This window comes from Ensifer sp. CCNWLY38, assembly GCF_037120565.1.
Taxonomy (GTDB): domain Bacteria; phylum Pseudomonadota; class Alphaproteobacteria; order Rhizobiales; family Rhizobiaceae; genus Ensifer; species Ensifer adhaerens_H.
This window is the reverse complement of sequence record NZ_JBBBBO010000006.1, coordinates 1-17,273: the sequence shown is the minus strand read 5'-3', so window position 1 is coordinate 17,273 and position 17,273 is coordinate 1. Positions and strand designations below refer to the sequence as shown.

Here is a 17,273-nt window from a genome sequence, read left to right as displayed (position 1 = left end):
GCGCGACAAGCGGCTTTGTGTGAAAACATCCGGCGCCCACGAGACGCAAGCCGGTACCCTTCTATCCTGAGCGCACGTTCTGCCTGAGCTCGGCAAGCAGCGCATCTGCCTCCCATGTCTTGCGCCTGGAGGCGGCCGCGTCTTTGACCAGCGTGCAAAGCCGCTCATTCACCGGCGCCCGACGGCCGAGCTTGGCGGCGAGCGCGACGACCGCACCGTTGATCCAATCCACTTCGGGGAAGCGGCCGGCGGCAAGGTCGTCGGCCATCGAGGAGCGCGCCGTGGCGTCGATCTTCAGCATGCGACCGGCAATGGCACGGAACAGGGCATCCGGCAGGCTGAGAACGGACGGCAACCAACCCGGTGGCAGCGGTGTCAGGCGCGCCGGCCGAAGGCGTCCCTCAGCGGCGAGCAGCGCCAATGCCTCCCGCTGGGCGAGCGCCAGGCAAAGACGAAAGCCCCGTGTCTGGAGCTGCGCGCGCAAGGGCAATCCGGAGAGCGCATTGATTGCGTTGTTGAGGTTCATCAGCAGCTTCGCCCATTGCACCTCTTCCATGTCACGACGCAGGTCGAGAGGCAGTCCCGCAGCCGTGAAGAACGGTGCGGCGGCGGCCGTAACCGGGTCATCCGCGACGGCTATATTGCCTTCCGTCGCACGATGCAGATGGGCGGGGCCGGGGGTCGTCACGTTGAAGGGAACCATGCCCCGCAGGATCCTTGCGGACGGCAGCAAGGTCTGCAGGGTGACGCTGTTGCTCACACCGTTCTGCAGACTGAGGACCGGGATGCCGGAGCGCAGCACCGAAGAGAGCTCGGTCGCGGCACCGCCCGTCTGCCCGGATTTGACCGTCAGGAGGACGAGATCGCAATCCGCCAGGGAGGAAGCCGTGTCGGAGTAAACGATCCGCTCGGGCGCGACGAAATCGTCACGCCCATCCAGGTCGGACAGGCGCAACCCGTCCTTTCGCCAAGCGGCACCGCGCGCCGCCCGGCCGACAAAGATCACCTCTGCTCCACCGGCCAAAAGGCATCCGCCGACAAAACCGCCGACCGCGCCGGCACCGAACACTCCGATTTTCACGACACCCGCCCCTCCGCACGCCAGGGAGTATAGGCCGGGATCGTCGCTTTCCAACGCGCCGTTTACGATCGAGCGGAAACGCGTTGGCTGAGCCAGATGCTGCCGATGACCAAAAGGACGCCGACAATCTGGAGCACACTCAAAGACTGCCCCAGGAACACCCACCCGAGCAGGACAGCCGTCAGCGGGCTCAGGAAGAGAAGTGCTGACACTGCCGCCGATTCCAGCCGTGCGATGCCGCGAAACCAAAGAACATAGGTCAGCGCCGCGCCGATCAGGCTCAGCCAGGCGAGAGCAAGCAGGTTGGGAACGGTCGAGAATGGCACCGCCGGCTCGAAGGCAAGGGCCACGGGGACGAGGAGCAAGCCACCGGCCGCCAGCTGCCATGCCGTGGATGTGAGCAGCGATTCCGGCGACTTCCACTTTCGCGCCAGGACGTTGCCGAAGGCCATGGAAACGGCGCCGGCGAGGCCTGCGGCAATGCCGATCTCGTCCAGCGCGGCTTGCGTCAACACCAGCAGCGCGACGCCGATAATGCCGACAATGGCCGCGACGAGGGACACCGGACGGATCGGCGCCTTCAGGAGGAGCGCTGCTATGAAAACGACGATCAAAGGCTGGACCGCCGCGACAGTTGCCGCGACGCCGCCGGGAAGGCGGTAGGCCGCGACGAACAGCATGCTCAGAAAGATCGAGATGTTGAGAGCGCCGAGTGCAATGGCGCGAAACCACCAGATGCCGTGCGGCAATCGCCGGACGATCAGGAGGAGTAGCAACCCGGCCGGCAATGCCCGCAACAGGGCGACCGTCAGCGGCGAGAAGCCCTGCAGAAACTCGGTGGCAACGATATAGGTGCTGCCCCAGATGACGGGAGCAATCGCCGTCAGGGCGATATCGGAAACGCCTGTTTTCATGAGAAGTGAAGAACCTCGCCAAGCGGCCTGCGGGGCTTTTGCGGCCAGTTTCCGGGAACGGCACGGCCAACCGCGAGAAGCATTGCCGGCAATTCGCCCGGCCCAAGGTTGAACTCCCGGGCGACGCCCTCGGCATCGAACCCGCCCAAAGGGCCCGTCGCCAATCCCAAAGCCTCGGCGGCATAGATCAAGGTCGCGGCGCCGAGACTGGCCGAACGCATGGCCTCGTCGCGGGCAACCTTGGCATCGGCATATTGGGCGCGCACCGCCTCCTGCCAACCGGAGACCATTTCGGTTGGCATGTAGCCGGTCTCGACGAAAAGGCGCAGCCTTGCAGGCAGCGTCTGGTAATCGGGCAGCAGGCCGCAGACAATGAAGGTCACGGCAGCTTCCGAGACCTTGGCTTGCCCGTGCGCCACATTGCGCAGCCTGGCTTTTCCTTCCGGCGTGCGCACGGCGATGAACCGCCAGTTCTGAAGATTGTAGGCCGTCGGTGCGCGGGTCGCGAGACGCACCAGCTGTTCGATTTCCGCGTCTGCCAGTTCATGGGTCGCATCGAACCGATTGGCGGACACGCGCTGTTCGATGAGGGCGATCATGGGATGTGTCATTCTTCCGATCCGATCGAATGTCTGTCGGACCGACCGTATTGAATTCACCTTCCATTGATAATATGGCCGTATCACAAGACATAATTCACCAATGGAAAATTATCGTGGACCGCTACACCGCCCTCCGGGTCTTCCGCCATGTGGCCGAACTCGGCAGCTTCGCAGAGGCCGGGCGCAAGCTCAGCCTATCGCCGGCCGCGATCAGCAAGAACGTTGCCGAACTCGAAGCCAGCGTCGGCGCGCGGCTCATCAACCGGACCACGCGACGCATGGCGCTGACCGACGAGGGGAAACTCTATCTCGAGCATGTCGTGCGCGGACTGGATGCATTGAAGGATGCCGACGCAGCACTCTCGCCCGCCCGGCAGACGCCGGGCGGGACGTTGCGCGTCGCCGCTCCGATGACCGTGACGCTAATGCGGCTTTCATTCGTCATCCCCGAGTTCCTGTCCCGCTACCCGGACCTCAAGCTCGACCTGCATCTCGATGACAGGCGCGTCGATATCGTCCGGGAGGGATTCGATCTCGCCATTCGCGGCAGCGACAAGCTGGAGGATTCGAGTCTGATCGCCAGGAAACTCGCGGGCATGCCGCACGTCGTCTGCGCCGCACCCGCCTATTTCGAGGCCCATGGCGAACCCCTGGAGCCTGCCGACTTGAAGTCGCACAACTGTGTCCGCTTCAGTCTCTCCGGCCATGCGGACTTATGGGAGTTTCGCAAGGGCAGCCGAACGGAGAAGGTGGCCGTAAAGGCTCGCTATTCGGTGACATCAAGCCTTGCCGTGCGCGATGCGCTGCGCGCCGGCTTCGGTGTCAGCCTGATACCCCGTCCCTATGTCGAAGACGACCTGAAGAGCGGTCGACTGCAACGCGTACTCTCCGACTGGGAGACGGTCGAAACCACGCTCTACGCCATCTATCCGTCCCGACAGCACGTCGCGCCGAAGATCCGGGCGTTTCTTGATTTTCTCGCCGAAACATTCAGCCGCCCGTAATCTCGCGCCCCACCCATGTCACGCCGCGGGACGAGCATACGATCGAACCGTTGCAAGCCGACAAAATCTGGCACTGTTCCCTGGGGAACACCGGCGATGCGATCCGCCAGTAGGTTAGCGGCACTTAAACCAGAGCCCGAAGGACCGATTCATGCGCCTGATTGCCGCCACCCTCTTCGCATTCAGCCTCGCCGGCTCGGCCAATGCAGCCGATCTCATGACGTTCTGGGACAAGCCCCAGCATGGCGGCAACAGCTTCAACCGGCTGCCGCCGGACGAGGCCTATTTCAAGGCGCTGGCAGGCTACGGCGCCACCTGGGTGCGCCTCTCCTACGACAAATGGAAACCGGCCGAACGCGACTACCTGATCGGCGATGCGGACAAATACGACGGTATCCCTGCCGCCGATCTGAAGACGCTCAGGCAGGCGCTCGACGACGCCGACAAGGCGGGCCTCAAGGTTGTGATCGCGCCGCTGTCGCTGCCGGGCATGCGCTGGGCCCAGAACAACTGCAACAAGTTCGACGGCCGGCTTTGGCGGGACAAGGCCTGGTGGGACCAGACGGCAAGCTTCTGGCGGGATCTGGCGCGCGAACTGAAGGCCCACCCGGCCGTCGCCGCCTACAACATCGTCAACGAGCCGGCACCGGAAAAGAACAATGGCCTTGCCGAGCACGCCGATCCGCAGGCGATGCAGGCCTGGTACGACGGCAAGCAAGGCAGCGCCTCGGATCTCAAAGCCTTCTACGAAACGGTCATCGCTGCGATCCGCGAGGTCGATCCGGCGACCCCCATCATGGCGGATGCCGGCTGGTATGCGGCGGCCGATGCGTTTTCCTACTGGCCATCGGGGCTCACGGACCAGAAGGTGCTCTATAGCTTTCATATGTACGAGCCCTACGCGGCAACGAGCGCGCCGAACATGAGGCGCGACAAGCCCTATGCCTACCCGGGCAAGGTGCCCTTTGGCGAAGGCGATGAGACCTGGGACAGGGCGCGGGTGGCCGCTTATCTCGCAAAGCCTGTACAATGGGCCAAGGACAAGGGCGTGCCGCTCAACCGCCTCGTCGCCGGCGAATTTGGCTGCATGCGCCGCTGGTCGGGCTGCAATACCTATCTCGAGCACGTGTTGACCGCGCTCGACAAGGACGATCTGCACTGGGCCTTCTACAGCTTCCGGGAAGATGCCTGGGATGGCATGGACTACGAGCTCGGCTCGAAGACCGTCGGCTGGAAATATTGGCAGCAGATGGAAGCCAATGAGCGCGACACGACGCCGCGTAAGTCGACACCGGAGTTCGCGCCCATCAGCCGGCGGCTCGCCGAGGATCAGTGACCGCGTCCCGCCGCAACGCCCTGGAACCGGGGCGTGCCGGCCGTCAGGCGTGACTACTTTCCGCGCCGGCGTCACAAAAGCGCTCGATTGCGATGCACATCACGTCGCAGCCTTCGCCTACCGAACCGGACCCCGGTCTGCTTGGAAAAAGGGCAGGAATCGTTAGAAGAACTATCATCCTTACGCGCGCCACGACGTATGTGGCGCCGTTTCCAACTTGGGGCATGTCTTTTGCAGACAACCGGGCCGACCGACGCCGACACACGAAAGCGAACCATCTCCCTGTCGCGCACGCTGGCGATCGTGATGGCGGCACTGGTGGCACTGACAGCCGCCGTCATCCTCTCCGTCGTCTGGTACATGTCGGCCGGTTCGACGCGCGAATTGCTCGCCCAATCGGCCCATCTTGGCCTCGACGCGGTCCAGACGAAAATCGGCAGCCGCTTCGCCCCGGTTGAGGACCAGCTGGCGTTCCTGGCAAAGGAAGTCGGGGCCGGGCGCCTCGATCCGACCGACACGCTGGCCCTGGAGCGGGTGATGACCGGCGCGCTCGCGGCGACCCCGCAGGTGCGCGTGCTCTCCTTCGTCAAGCCAAATGGCGAAATCTTCGGTGTGACTCAAGGCTCCAAGGGCGTCTTTTCCTTCGCCGACACGATCAGGACCGACAACGAGCGTACGGAGATCGACGAGGCGCGCCGTAGCGGCAAGGCCGAATGGGGGCCGGTCTACTTCGTTCCAGATCCGGCGATACGCACGTCGGTCACAAACCTGCAGCAGCCGGCAAGCGCCGGCGACCAGTTTTCCGGCGTCTTCAGGGCAACGATCACGGTCGATGCCATTTCAGACTTCCTGCGCCAGATCGCCGTCTCGAATCCCGGAACCACACCCTTCGTCCTTTACGGCCGCGACCAAGTGCTCGCCCATCCGATGATGGCATCGGGCCATCCGCTCCTGTCCGCAGAGCACCGGCTGCCGAAGCTTGGCGAACTTGGCGATCCGTTCCTTGCCGCATTGTGGGACGGCGAACCCGAAACCTTCCACGACTCGGCGCTGGAAGCACGTGTCGTGGAGGTGGGGGACAAGGGTCGTGTCATTCTCACCCGCGAGGTCAGCGGCTACGCACCCGCTCCTCTGATCGTCGGCGTCGAGGTACCGATCGAATCGCTGGAGAAGCCGATTTCCGACCTGCTGCGTGCCGGCGTAGCCGGTCTCGTGGTGCTTCTCGCGGCGATCGTCATCGCATGGGTGGTCAGTCGCCTGATCGTTCGCCCGGTCACCAGCATGGCGCGAGAGGTCCGTGCCGTTGGCATGCTCGACTTCGCGGCTCTTCACCCCCTGCCCGGCAGCCTGTTCACGGAGTTGAACGAACAGGCGCGCGCCTACAATACGATGTTGACTGGGCTGCGCTGGCTCGAAACCTACGTGCCGAAGAAACTGGTGCGCCATCTGCTGGGAAGCGGAGATCTCGTCTCGACGCAGCGAACGGTGACCATCATGTTTACCGACGTGGTCGATTTCACCGCCACGGCCGAAAAGACCACCGCTGCCGAAGTCGCCGCACTCCTGAACAGGCATTTCGATCTGCTCGGCCAATGCATCGAGGACGAGGGCGGCACGATCGACAAGTTCATCGGCGATTGCGTGATGGCGTTCTGGGGTGCTCCGGACGACCAGCCGGATCATGCCGATCGCGCCATGCGCGCGGCCCGCGCCATTGCGCTTGCGGTCGCCAAGGACAATGCGGACCGGCGCCGGCAGGGGCTAGCTCCCCTCAGAGTGCGCATCGGCGTCCATTCCGGTCCGGTCGTCTCCGGCAATATCGGCATGAGCGGGCGGTCCGCCTATACGATCGTCGGCGATGCGGTGAATGTGTGCAACCGCATGGAGCAGCTCGGCAAGTCGGTGGCTCCGAGCGAAGAGATCGTCGTGCTCCTGAGCGGTGAAACCGTCGATTTCCTGACCGAAGGCCGCTCCGACCTCGCGCCGCTTGGCAAACACTGCCTTTCCGGTCGGACGGAACAGACCGAAATCTACCGGTTGCCGACTACAGCGCCGCGCGTCTTATCAGACGCGCAAAGGTCGCTGTAGCACTTCGAATTGCTGCATGTTTTTGTCCTTTAACCGGCTACGATTAAAGGAAACATGCAGTGGGGCGGGATAAGCGGCGCGACGCGGGGCCTGGCAAGTTCAACCATGCCTCGGTTTCAAAACACGGGTCTCAGAGCCATCTCCGCGCCCAGGAGGAACAGGCAGAACAGGAAACCGCGGCGGAACGCCTGCGCGCTCACTCTGCCGCGCAACCGTTGCCCCGCCCACATTCCAACGAGCGCTGGGACGACGGCAATCACGGAAAGTGCAAGGGTTTCGGCCTGAAAGATACCCTGGGCGCCAAGCCCGGCCGCCAATGCGATGGTCGAAACGGTGAAGGAAAGCCCCAACACCTGCACGAGGTCGTCTTTCGCAAGGCCAAGGGCCTGCAGATAGGGCACGGCTGGAATGACGAAGACCCCGGTGCAGCCGGTCATCACGCCGGTCAGCGTTCCGACAATCGGCGAGAGCCACCGTTCCTGTCGCTCAGCTATACGGAACGGCCGAGCAAGCAGCGCGTAGCCGGAATAGATGACGAGCGCGGCCCCGAGCGCAGCGGTGGTCAGCCGCGTTTCACCGCCGACCAGCCATGCGGAGCCGAGCAGTGTTCCGGCGACAATCGCCACCATCATCAGCCAGAACCTTCGCGCGAGCGACAGAATGCCGGGTCCCGCCAGAAGCTGCCAGACATTGGTCACGAAGGACGGAACAACCAGCAGACTTGCCGCCGCGACCGGTGAAATGAGCGCACCCAGCACGCCCATCGCCACGGTCGGCAGGCCCATTCCGGTCACGCCCTTGACGAGGCCGGCGACGAAAAATGTCGCGGCCACGGCCAACAGAAAAGAAAACGACGCATCGAACATGTGACCGGCATAACCGGTTCGGCGGCATAGACAATGCGGAAGTCCAGATCACAGACTTCGGCTGGTCCGAAGGCTGTTTGTCGATTATTCTTGCAGAATGCCCTTCGACCTCAATGATCTTCGCCTGTTTCTCGCCGTCGTGGATGCCGGCAGCATCACCCATGGCGCGCTGGAGGTTGGGCTTTCTCTTCCGGCGGCAAGCGAACGGCTGCGCGCCATGGAGGCAGCGGGCGACGTTACCCTGCTCACGAGGGGGCGACGCGGTGTCACTCCGACGGAGGCGGGCGAGGCGCTCGTCCACCATGCGCGCATGATCATGCGCCAGACGGTGCAGATGCGCAGTGAACTGGGAGCCTATGCGAAGGGGGTGCGCGCCACCGTTCGCGTCCTCGCCAACACGGCAGCGATGACCGAGTTCATTCTTGAAAGGCTCGCCGCCTGGATGGCAACCAACCCGCAGATCGACATCGACCTGAAGGAGCGGCAAAGCATCGAGATATCAAGGAGCGTCGCTGCCGGCTTCGCCGAGATCGGCATTCTTTCGGACGCGGTGGAGACAAGCGGCTTGACGCTCAGCCCCTTCGCAACCGACCGGCTCGTCGTGGTGGCCCGGCACGACCATCCGATCGTCGAGAGAACGCAGGTCCGCTTCGCCGATCTTCTCGATGAACGCTTCATCGGCCTTGCGGGCGGCGCCTTGCAGGATCACATCGAGGGGCAGGCGGCGAAGCTCGGTGCCAGGCTCAAGCTGCGCGTGAAACTGCGCACCTTCGATGATATCTGCCGCATGGCCGGCGCTGGCGTGGGGATCGGCATCGTGCCGGAAAAAGCGGCCCGCCGATGCCGCCGGCCCGCTCAGATAGCGGTCATTCGCCTTCACGAAAAATGGGCCGTGCGCCGGCTGTCGGTGTGCGTCCGCAGTGACGGACAGCTGACGCCACCCGCGCTCAGCCTGTTCGAGCATCTCGCACGCGGTGGACGGCCCTGAAGCGCCTTAGCCACCTCTACGAGCGGGCTCGCTCGCCGATTTGAGGCGGGCGTCGAAAAAATGCTGATTTTCGCCGCCTGGAAAGCAAAATTTAACCATACTTCTCCATCTTTTGTCCATCAGTCGTCAAGAAGGGGACAATCCGGAAGTCGCGCAGCGGTGGTCGCTCGCCGGCCTGAGGGCCTTTTGCGTGAATTTCTGGGTTGATTTGCGTTGTTGAGTAAGATCATTCGCCCACAGTCTTTGAATCGTCTGTTGCGTCCATTGCTGATCACCTGCTGCGGCACCGCTCTTGTCGGCGCGGCTGCGTGGTCGCTTGTCGGTATGGTCGCGATGAACAGTTCCTTCGCGCATGGTTCGGGCCGCCTGCTGCCCAAACCGCAACTCCATTTGGCCGAGAAGACAAAAGAGCGCGCCTGGGACAAGCACGCCAGGGTCAACCAGGCGACGCGGCTCGTCGCCGCCGCTGCGGCGCAGCCGGCCATGGTCGCGAGCCTGACGCCCAGCGAAGCGAGGTTCGCGCGCGGTCCCGAATTCCCGAGAGATGCCGAAATGCTCGGCAAGAGCGCGCGCCTTGCGGCGGCGGTGAAGCAAGCGGTATTGGCGTCGGAAAAGCTCGCCAGCAATTCCGCCCCCTCCGCTTCCGCGCAATCTCCCCACCAGGCCGCAACGATGAGCGTGCCCGCGTCGGAACGCTTCGCCCCGATGACCGGCGGTTTCGCCGACAAGCCGGCGGTCCAGCTCGCCTATGCCACCCCCTCTCAGAGCCAAGTGGAAGGCAGCGCGTTTTCCGCCGTGCTGACCGCGCCGCCCGAGGACGATCTCGCCGAACAGCCGGAACCGGACGCAGCTGACGACACCGCCGCACTGCCGAGCCATGAGGACACGCCGTCTGTCGGCCCCATGCCGCAGTTCCGCCCGCGCACAGAACAAGTGCAGAAGCCTGTTGCCGAAACCGAGAAACCTGAGGCCAAGCAGGCCGAAGTCGAGGCTGCGCCAAAGACCGAAGAGACCGGGAAGACCGGCGAACGCGAAACGCCGGCAAAGCCGAAGCTCGCCTATGCCCGGCCGGAAGATCCGACGGAAAACAGTTCCGGCACCGGCTTCGGCCAGGCGCTGCGCAACATTTTCGGCAGCGGAGCGAAGGCAGGAAATGGCGTCGCCGTCTACGACATCACCGCGGCCAAGGTTTACATGCCCGATGGCAGCGTGCTCGAGGCCCATTCCGGCATCGGCAAGATGGCCGATAATCCGCGCTACGTGGGTGTCAAGATGACCGGGCCGACCCCGCCGCACATCTACAATCTCAAGATGCGCGAGACGCGCTTCCATGGGGTCGAGGCGATCCGCATGCTGCCGATCGACGGAAAGAACAAACACGGCCGTGACGGCTTCCTGACCCACAGCTATCTGCTGCGCGGCAAGCGCGCGGAATCCCATGGCTGCGTCGCCTTCGCCGACTATCCGCGTTTCCTGACCGCCTTCAAACAAGGCAAGGTCAAGCAGATCGTCGTGGTGCCGAGCGGCGGACGCGCGGCCGGCGTGCGCTTGGCATCGAACGGCAGGAGCTCCTGACGGAGCCGCCTGACAGGAGGCGCCCAACAGTCGGATTGCAGGAGAGGGACGGCAAAGGTCTTCCGCCAATGGGGAACGGGCATTAAGATCCGGACCTCAACAGGAGCGAGATGAAGAGGACTGGGAGCCCGTCATGTGCCGAAATATAAAACCCCTGTTCAATTTCGAGCCGCCGGCCACGGACGCGGAGATCCATGACGCCGCGTTGCAGTTCGTGCGCAAACTGAGCGGAACGACCAAACCGGCCAAGCGCAACGAGGCGGCCTTCGAGCACGCAGTCAACTCGATCGCGGCCTGCGCCCGGGAACTGCTCGATTCACTCGAAACGTCACAGCCGCCGCGCAACCGCGAAGAAGAAGCGGCCAAGGCCCGCGCCCGAAACGCGATCCGGTTTGCCTGAGATAAAGCAGCATCAGCAATAACCCACGCGCTTTGTTCCCTGCCCGTCGGAGCGCTTCTCACGCCTTGGCGGCGAGCGCGCTCAATTCTTCAAGGTCGAGATCCCGTTCCAATTCGTGCAGCGTCTCGTCGTCGATCTCGCCGGCGCGATGAAGCCGGATGAGTTCGCGCCGTCCGGTTGCGACCGCTTCGAGCACGACGTCGAAATGGGCGTGAAGAATGGGCGTGTAGTGCTCCGTGCGCTCGGCATAATCGACGATCGACACCGCCCGACGCTGATACCTGTCGAGCAGTTGCGGATGGATGAGGGAGCCTCCGTCGTCATAGGCCCGGCTCTGAATGGTCACGAGTTGCGCCTGTGCCATGGCCGCCTCGGCCTGGCTCATGCTGAGACGCGCCTTTTCCGATGGTGGCTCGACGAGCCCAGCCCATGCGATCACCCGCCCGAGCGTGGTGCCCTGGACGAGCACGGTCCCCAGAATGATGGCAAAGGACGTTACCAGGATGAAGTCGCGACCCGGGAAGCCCTCCGGTATGCTGAGGGCCAAGGCCAGCGTGACCACACCGCGCACGCCGGCCCAGGAGACCACCGTTGCCGCGCGCGCGCCAAGTGGCCGATAGCGCTCCATCCCAAGGGCATTGCCGAGGCGGATGGCGAAATCCGAGCCAAACACCCAGGCAAAGCGCGCGACGGCGAGCGCGACGAGAATTGCGAGGACTGGCCACCACATGGTGGCGGCGACGACATCGAAGCCGCCTCCGCGCTCGACGACGCCGCGAAGCGACAGGCCGATCAGAATGAAGACGGCGGCCTCCATCAGGAAGACGATGACGGTCCAGAACGACGAGCCGCGCATGCGCGTGGCCGCCGTGAGTACGGTGTGCTGGTGCCAGCTTGCGATTAGGCCGGTGGTGACGGTGGCAATGACGCCTGAAACATGCAGGAACTCGCCAAGCAGGTACGAGGTCCAGGACAGCAGGGCCGTGGCGGCGATGATGAGGTATTCGTCGCCAAGACGGCGCGCAAGCAGGACCCAGGCCGTACCGATGGCGGTACCGACAAGGGCGCCGCCGATGGCCAGCACGAAAAAGCTGCCGACCGCTTCGCTCGCGCTGAAGGCCCCGGTGACGCCGGCGGCAATCGCGAAGCGGAAGAGCACCAGCCCGCTCGCGTCATTGAGCAGGCTTTCCCCTTCGAGCAGGATCTGCAGCCGCCGCGGCAGCTGCACACGCTGCAGCACGGCACGGGCCGAGACCGCGTCGGGCGGCGACACGATCGCCCCAAGCGCCGCGCAGGCGGCCCAGGGGAGCGAGGGGAAAAGCAGATGCGTGACCACGGCGACCACGGCACAGGTGAAGAACACCGCGCCGATCGCCAGCGACGCGATGCCGATCAGATGCCGGCGCAGCCGGCCGACGGCGATCGTCCATGCGCCGTCGAGCAGCAGCGGCGGCAGGAAAATGACGAGCACCAGATCGGGGTCCACCGCGATCGTCGGCAGGCCCGGCACAAAAGCGAGCAGTGCGCCGCCGGCCAGCAGTGCGACGGAAGGCGGCAACCCGAACCTGTCGCCGACATAGTGCAGCGCGATGATCGCCACAAACATGCCAATCACCAACTCGAACAAATGTGTCGGTTCCACGCGCTCTGCCTCCACCCCTCCAGGACGAGGGCATTACAGAACGCGCTTTGACGAAACGCAATTGGCGCGGCACATCAACAGCGCCTGCGGGGCGGATTGAATGGGGAAAAGCGGTGTAGCCAGAAAAGAAAAAAGGGCCGACGGAAGACCGCGGCCCATAAGGTGTGAAGGTCAAAAACCTCCAGAGGGGAACAGCTGCTGCGGCGGTATTGGGAGGAGAACCGCCATGTGCATCAGCTGTGTGCTTTATGCCTGATTTTTGACCATCTGGAAAACAATTATTGTGCAATGCAGCTATGCGTGCACCGCACACGAGCAAGCCCAAGCGGTGCCCCTCACCCGCGCCCGGTTAGCGCGGCGTGATACAACATGGCGGAACGGCGCCTGCGGCCGAAGAAAGATCTGGATAGAGGATCGGGACCGGCGCAATGCACCGGCCCCGATGATATAGCTGCTACACTAGCGACCGTGGGATCGGCCGCATGTGCATGCTAGAGCGGTTTTCTCGATCAGAAAGCCCGGCGTCATCGCTCCCCGAGTTGTCCGCATTCTATCCACCGGTTGTGCACAGGCCGATCTTGCCGCAACACCTTGGCAGAGCTTCCATTTCCTCGCCTCTGTGATTAACGCTTTCTTCACTACAGCGCCGCGCGTCCTATCAGACGCGCAAAGGTCGCTGTAGCACTTTGAATTGCTGCATGTTTCCTTTAACCGGCTACGATTAAAGGAAACATGCAGTAGGAGCGTTGGCGCATTCGTCCGCGGTTCTCACGTCAGCGACGCAAGACGGGTTTCCGCGTCGATCAGGCAGGCCGCTATCGCAGCCGCCAGCAGCAGACCCGCAAAGGTGCCGATTGCAAGCCCGAAGCTCTGGACCACCAGAATGCCGATCAAGGAAGGAGCGAGCAGACCGCCGAGGCGCGCCATGCCGCCCGCCGCACCCATTCCGGTCGCTCGCGACTCCGTCGGATAGAGCTCCGGCGTATAGGCGTAGAGCGCGCCCCAGGTGCCGAGCAGCGCAAAACTCATGATGAGCAGCGACGCCGCGATGATCGTCGCCCCATCTGCCACGACGAAAAGCAGGCAGCTCAAGGCGGAGAGAAGACAAAAGCCGACCAGCGTCGGCCGGCGTCCCCATGTCTCGACGCCATAGGCGGCGAGCGCGTAGCCTGGGATTTGCGCCAAGGCGATGAGAACGAGAAAACCATAACCGCGGACGAAGCCGAAGCCTTCACCCGCGAGCCGCGGCGGCATCCAGGTGAAGACGCCGTAGTAGGACACGGAGACGAGGAACCACACGGCCAAGATCAGAAGACTGCGGCGGCGCAGATTCCCAGAGAAGATGCCGGCACTCGGTGAGGCCGCAGGAAGCGCGATCGATACGGTCGTTTCGAGCTGAGGGTGACGATTGGCGACGAGCATCCGGTTGACGATGGCTTTTGCCTCGGCAGCCTTGCCCGCACGAAGTAGATAGAGCGGCGACTCCGGAACGAGGAAGCGGAGGCCGAGGCCGAGCACCGCCGGGATGGCCGTGACCGCGAAAATGTAGCGCCATGCGTCCGTGAGTTCCGCGAGCGCAACGAGCCATGCCGCCACGGCCACGATCAGCGTTCCCACGGCCCAGAACCCTTCGAGCATGACGAGCCAGCGACCGCGGCTTCGGGCGGGCAGGAACTCCGACATCATGGCGTAGTCGACCGGGAGGGTACCGCCGACTGCAGCACCCGTAAGGAAACGCAGGAACAAAAGGACGCCGAAGCTGGGTGCAAAGATCGACAGCATGCCGAAGATGGCATCGCAGGCCACGGTGACGATCAGCACCCGCCGCCGACCGATGCGATCGGCAAGCCGCCCAAAACCAACCGCTCCGATCAGCATGCCGAGAAAGAACAGGGTACCGGTCTGCAGTGCCTGCGGAACCGTCAGACCGAACGTCGTGGCGATGGAGGCTGCCGTGAAACCAACGGCCAGAACCTGCATAGCATCGGCCGCCCAGACCAAGCCGAAGATGCCGATCAAGCGGTACTGATAGGGTCCCGTACCGGCGCGGTCGAGCGCTTCGTTCATCGTGATCGTCGTCATTCCGTCCTGCCCTGCAAATCAATGCGCGGACACTACGTCGGCAGATCGAACTTGAACAGCGGCCCCCGAAGCGGCAGCCGATCGGCTGCACCGCGACAAAGACGGTTTGCGCCGCCTTGCAAGGATTCTTTCGGAAGAAGAAGCCCGAAGTTGTATCCGCGCGGACATCACACACGGAAAGATCGTCATCAGAGACCGGTTTCGCGCGCTTAACTGGAGCATGAGGTCGTCCGCCGGCATCTTGGTCACGAGCGCATCGAAGCGGCGGCCGATGCGAAAGGCGATGCGCTCTTCATCGACCTCGTTTGCGACCTGCACAGGATCAACTCCGATATCGCCGCCGCCGGCTACCCTCTGGTTCAGGCAGCCGGATCAGGAACGCCCTGCCGGCAACTGCTCCCCGCTGATTGGAGGACGACGGTCAGCTTCGGTCAATATCGTGTCCGTTTTCGACGAGCCACGAGTCGTGAAGCCACTTCTCCGTGCCGCGATGGCCCGGGAATGTGATCCAGCTGATGTCACGCTCGAACACCATGACCTTGCGGTCCGCGCCGACGATGACCCACATCCAGAGGCCATCGGCCGTGTTCCGCATCTTGACCTTCATGCCCGTCAGGGTCAGGTCTTCCGTGCGCCCATTGCGGGCGACCCGCAGCGGCTCGTCATGGGGTTCGATCCAGCTGATCTTCAGCACCGGCAGGAGATCGGGCGCCGCGTCGCGCAGGAAATCCATGGCGATCGCGTGCGTTTCCTCGCGCGTCGGCAGTTGACCGCCGACCAGAGCGACGTCGATCCGAGCGAAACCCTTGAGCCGGCCATCCGCGGCGATGACGGTGCTGAAATGCTCGCCACCAAGCGCCGCGTTGCGGCCGTCCGTTCGCTGATAACGCACAAGTTCGGCGCCTTGACGGTCCAGAGTGACAGGGCGTCGAGCGACCTCATCGTAGCCGACCGGCATGACTGTTCTGATAGTGGTCGCCACAGACTGCGCCGAAAGCGTTGCCGCGGTCATGGACTTTCCCTTCTGCGTTTCCGCAAAGGCAATGCCGTCCGCGGTCGGCCAGAAGACGAGACCGAGAGCAGCGAGCGCAATGAGGGGACGTATGCGAGGCATGTCAAAACTCCTTCGGTTGGTTTGGGGTCAAGTCTGGGAATATGTAACCTGACGTTACGTGTAGATTGGTGACGCGATTGTCCCGGCCCGCTCTGCTCTAGGTCCGCTTCGCTTCCGCGATCAGCGCGTGCATGCGGGTAATGTTGCTTTCCAGGTCGCGTTTGAATGCTGTGAGTTCATCAAGCTGGGCATTGGCGTTGACGAGCTGGGCCTGCAGGATTTCCAGCACCCTCTCCTTACCCCTGATGCCGCTTGCATCCTCGAAATAGAGGTCGATGACGGCGGCGATCTCGTCGAGGCTCAGGCCGAGCCGCTTGAGTGTGGCGATCTTTTCCAGCCGTTTGACCGCGACTTCGTCATAGTAGCGATAACCCGTGCCCTCACGCTCGGCCGGCTTCACCAGCCCGAGGCGCTCGTAATAGTGGATCGTGCGGTGGCTGACGCCTGCACGTTCCGACAGTTCTCCGATCTGCATGAGGGACGACAAATGGCACTCACCTAAACCTGACGTTGGGTGTAGATTTAGGGTATAGGCCTATATTCGTCAAGTATTGGCCTTCTCTCGAAGACCTAGGACCCGTCAGTAGGGCGAGATGCAAATCTGCCGCGGACCGTAATAGGGCTGGAACGTGTCGTCGTAAGCCCTGTAGGACCGGTAGCGGGCATAGCACCAGCTCGTATGCGCGTTGCCGCCATAATAGGTCTGCCGGTAATAGCGTGGCGCATAATAACGCGGGCGATAGTAGGTCGGGCCGCCGTAATAGCCTTGGTTATAATAGCCTTGATTATAATAGCCCTGATCGTAGTAGCCCGAGCCATAATAGGGCTGCGCCAGCGCTCCACCGATGATCGTACCGAGGGCCAGTCCGCCGAGCGCCCAAGCCCAATCGTCGTCGCCACCGTTGTGGTGCCCGTGATTGTAACCGCCACGGTAACCGCCACGGTAGCCACCGCGGTAACCGCCACCATAGCGTCTGTACTGAACCATTTGCGCTTGCGTCGTCTCGATCTTCGGGACGTCCGCTGCTGTGGGAAATGCCATGGCCGGCGAAACGCTGGTCAGCGCCGACGCCATGGACAAGGCAATGATCGTTAGCCTGTTCATTGGCTTACCTCCATTTTCCCCGCTTATCCTGAAGTATACATCGGAAAAGACGCAGAAGCACTGCGTTTTGACGGTGCGCGACGCCGGGTATGGCGCGCAACCCGACGCGCCTCTATCGAACAACCGCACGCGGCATCCGCTTGGCCGCACACGACGAATCGGGTCGCCGCCATCTCCACGCCCGGTCGGCTGCCGCCTTGACCGCGGGGTATGCACAAGACCGCAGGCCGTCACCAATTATTTCATTTTCCGCAATTCAATCGGAATTATTATTGCAATTCAGCAGCGAAATCCGGTCGGCTACACCTGTTCTCACCAAACCAGTTCACCACATACCGGCCAAGGCCGGGCACCGATGCCCCGCTTGCCAACCACTGAAAGAGGAGAGAGACCATGTCTAAACTCGAAGTCCTGACCCCCCAGAACAGCCAGCTGATCTTCATCGACCAGCAGCCGCAGATGGCCTTCGGCGTTCA

General features: G+C 63.2%; 15 protein-coding genes and 1 pseudogene. 7 read left to right on the top strand and 9 right to left on the bottom strand.

Translation table 11 applies throughout. From position 1 onward, the window contains the following. Positions 1–61: 61 nt before the first annotated feature. The 3 genes from V7S54_RS14230 to V7S54_RS14220 form a co-directional block, all read right to left on the bottom strand. Complete coding sequence (locus V7S54_RS14230) at positions 62–1,081, bottom strand: 2-dehydropantoate 2-reductase (protein ID WP_336408619.1); 1,020 nt, start codon at positions 1,079–1,081, stop codon at positions 62–64. Between the two features lie 62 nt (positions 1,082–1,143). Next, positions 1,144–1,995, bottom strand: a complete 852-nt coding sequence (locus tag V7S54_RS14225; RefSeq protein ID WP_336408620.1) for an EamA family transporter — start codon at positions 1,993–1,995, stop codon at positions 1,144–1,146. Further along, the gene (locus V7S54_RS14220; RefSeq protein ID WP_336408621.1) at positions 1,992–2,606 is read right to left on the bottom strand and encodes a nitroreductase family protein; all 615 of its coding nucleotides are present in this window, start codon (positions 2,604–2,606) and stop codon (positions 1,992–1,994) included. The genes V7S54_RS14225 and V7S54_RS14220 overlap by 4 nt, the downstream gene beginning before the upstream one ends. Before the next feature lie 104 nt (positions 2,607–2,710). Here V7S54_RS14220 and V7S54_RS14215 point away from each other — a divergent pair, with 104 nt between their 5' ends. The 3 genes from V7S54_RS14215 to V7S54_RS14205 all read left to right on the top strand — a co-directional run bounded on the left by V7S54_RS14215 (position 2,711) and on the right by V7S54_RS14205 (position 7,025). Next, entirely contained in the window at positions 2,711–3,601 is an 891-nt protein-coding gene (locus V7S54_RS14215; RefSeq protein ID WP_336408622.1) for a LysR family transcriptional regulator, read from the top strand. A gap of 151 nt (positions 3,602–3,752) precedes the next feature. Continuing rightward, a complete protein-coding gene (locus tag V7S54_RS14210) occupies positions 3,753–4,937 on the top strand; it encodes a glycoside hydrolase family 5 protein (RefSeq protein WP_336408623.1) in 1,185 nt (394 codons plus the stop codon). Between the two features lie 231 nt (positions 4,938–5,168). Beyond that, entirely contained in the window at positions 5,169–7,025 is a 1,857-nt protein-coding gene (locus tag V7S54_RS14205) for an adenylate/guanylate cyclase domain-containing protein (protein ID WP_336408624.1), read from the top strand. Between the two features lie 116 nt (positions 7,026–7,141). On the opposite strand, the gene V7S54_RS14200 is transcribed toward V7S54_RS14205, so the two are convergent. Further along, positions 7,142–7,891, bottom strand: coding sequence for a sulfite exporter TauE/SafE family protein (locus tag V7S54_RS14200; protein ID WP_336408625.1), 750 nt, complete (start codon positions 7,889–7,891; stop codon positions 7,142–7,144). Between the two features lie 97 nt (positions 7,892–7,988). Here V7S54_RS14200 and V7S54_RS14195 point away from each other — a divergent pair, with 97 nt between their 5' ends. From V7S54_RS14195 to V7S54_RS14185, 3 genes are all read left to right on the top strand, one after another. Next, complete coding sequence (locus tag V7S54_RS14195; protein WP_336408626.1) at positions 7,989–8,879, top strand: LysR family transcriptional regulator; 891 nt, start codon at positions 7,989–7,991, stop codon at positions 8,877–8,879. Positions 8,880–9,134: 255 nt separating this feature from the next. Next, entirely contained in the window at positions 9,135–10,454 is a 1,320-nt protein-coding gene (locus V7S54_RS14190; RefSeq protein ID WP_336408627.1) for a tlde1 domain-containing protein, read from the top strand. Positions 10,455–10,587: 133 nt separating this feature from the next. After that, positions 10,588–10,854, top strand: a complete 267-nt coding sequence (locus V7S54_RS14185; protein WP_336408628.1) for a DUF2277 domain-containing protein — start codon at positions 10,588–10,590, stop codon at positions 10,852–10,854. A gap of 58 nt (positions 10,855–10,912) precedes the next feature. On the opposite strand, the gene V7S54_RS14180 is transcribed toward V7S54_RS14185, so the two are convergent. The 5 genes from V7S54_RS14180 to V7S54_RS14160 all read right to left on the bottom strand — a co-directional run bounded on the left by V7S54_RS14180 (position 10,913) and on the right by V7S54_RS14160 (position 16,797). After that, positions 10,913–12,496 carry a Na+/H+ antiporter gene (locus V7S54_RS14180; protein WP_336408629.1) on the bottom strand — a complete coding sequence of 528 codons (1,584 nt, stop codon included), beginning with the start codon at positions 12,494–12,496 and terminating at the stop codon, positions 10,913–10,915. A gap of 768 nt (positions 12,497–13,264) precedes the next feature. Then, positions 13,265–14,578 carry an MFS transporter gene (locus V7S54_RS14175; protein WP_065373997.1) on the bottom strand — a complete coding sequence of 438 codons (1,314 nt, stop codon included), beginning with the start codon at positions 14,576–14,578 and terminating at the stop codon, positions 13,265–13,267. A gap of 421 nt (positions 14,579–14,999) precedes the next feature. Then, positions 15,000–15,692, bottom strand: a complete 693-nt coding sequence (locus V7S54_RS14170; RefSeq protein ID WP_210183796.1) for a hypothetical protein — start codon at positions 15,690–15,692, stop codon at positions 15,000–15,002. A gap of 97 nt (positions 15,693–15,789) precedes the next feature. Beyond that, positions 15,790–16,179 (bottom strand): MerR family transcriptional regulator, encoded by a 390-nt coding sequence (locus tag V7S54_RS14165; protein ID WP_210183797.1) that lies wholly within the window; start codon positions 16,177–16,179, stop codon positions 15,790–15,792. A 93-nt stretch (positions 16,180–16,272) separates the two neighbouring features. Continuing rightward, positions 16,273–16,797 carry a BA14K family protein gene (locus tag V7S54_RS14160; protein ID WP_065373999.1) on the bottom strand — a complete coding sequence of 175 codons (525 nt, stop codon included), beginning with the start codon at positions 16,795–16,797 and terminating at the stop codon, positions 16,273–16,275. 393 nt (positions 16,798–17,190) lie between these two features. On the opposite strand from V7S54_RS14160, the pseudogene V7S54_RS14155 reads away from it, so the two are divergent. Beyond that, positions 17,191–17,273: pseudogene (locus V7S54_RS14155) on the top strand (hydrolase); the annotation flags it as partial.

Bases quoted from the DNA above. Each gene is read 5' to 3' on its own strand.
- V7S54_RS14170 (WP_210183796.1), bottom strand. From the start codon at position 15,692: ATGCCTCGCATACGTCCCCTCATTGCGCTCGCTGCTCTCGGTCTCGTC.
- V7S54_RS14225 (WP_336408620.1), bottom strand. From the start codon at position 1,995: ATGAAAACAGGCGTTTCCGATATCGCCCTGACGGCGATTGCTCCCGTC.
- V7S54_RS14175 (WP_065373997.1), bottom strand. From the start codon at position 14,578: ATGACGACGATCACGATGAACGAAGCGCTCGACCGCGCCGGTACGGGA.
- V7S54_RS14220 (WP_336408621.1), bottom strand. From the start codon at position 2,606: ATGACACATCCCATGATCGCCCTCATCGAACAGCGCGTGTCCGCCAAT.
- V7S54_RS14185 (WP_336408628.1), top strand. From the start codon at position 10,588: ATGTGCCGAAATATAAAACCCCTGTTCAATTTCGAGCCGCCGGCCACG.
- V7S54_RS14210 (WP_336408623.1), top strand. From the start codon at position 3,753: ATGCGCCTGATTGCCGCCACCCTCTTCGCATTCAGCCTCGCCGGCTCG.
- V7S54_RS14195 (WP_336408626.1), top strand. From the start codon at position 7,989: ATGCCCTTCGACCTCAATGATCTTCGCCTGTTTCTCGCCGTCGTGGAT.
- V7S54_RS14200 (WP_336408625.1), bottom strand. From the start codon at position 7,891: ATGTTCGATGCGTCGTTTTCTTTTCTGTTGGCCGTGGCCGCGACATTT.
- V7S54_RS14160 (WP_065373999.1), bottom strand. From the start codon at position 16,797: ATGAACAGGCTAACGATCATTGCCTTGTCCATGGCGTCGGCGCTGACC.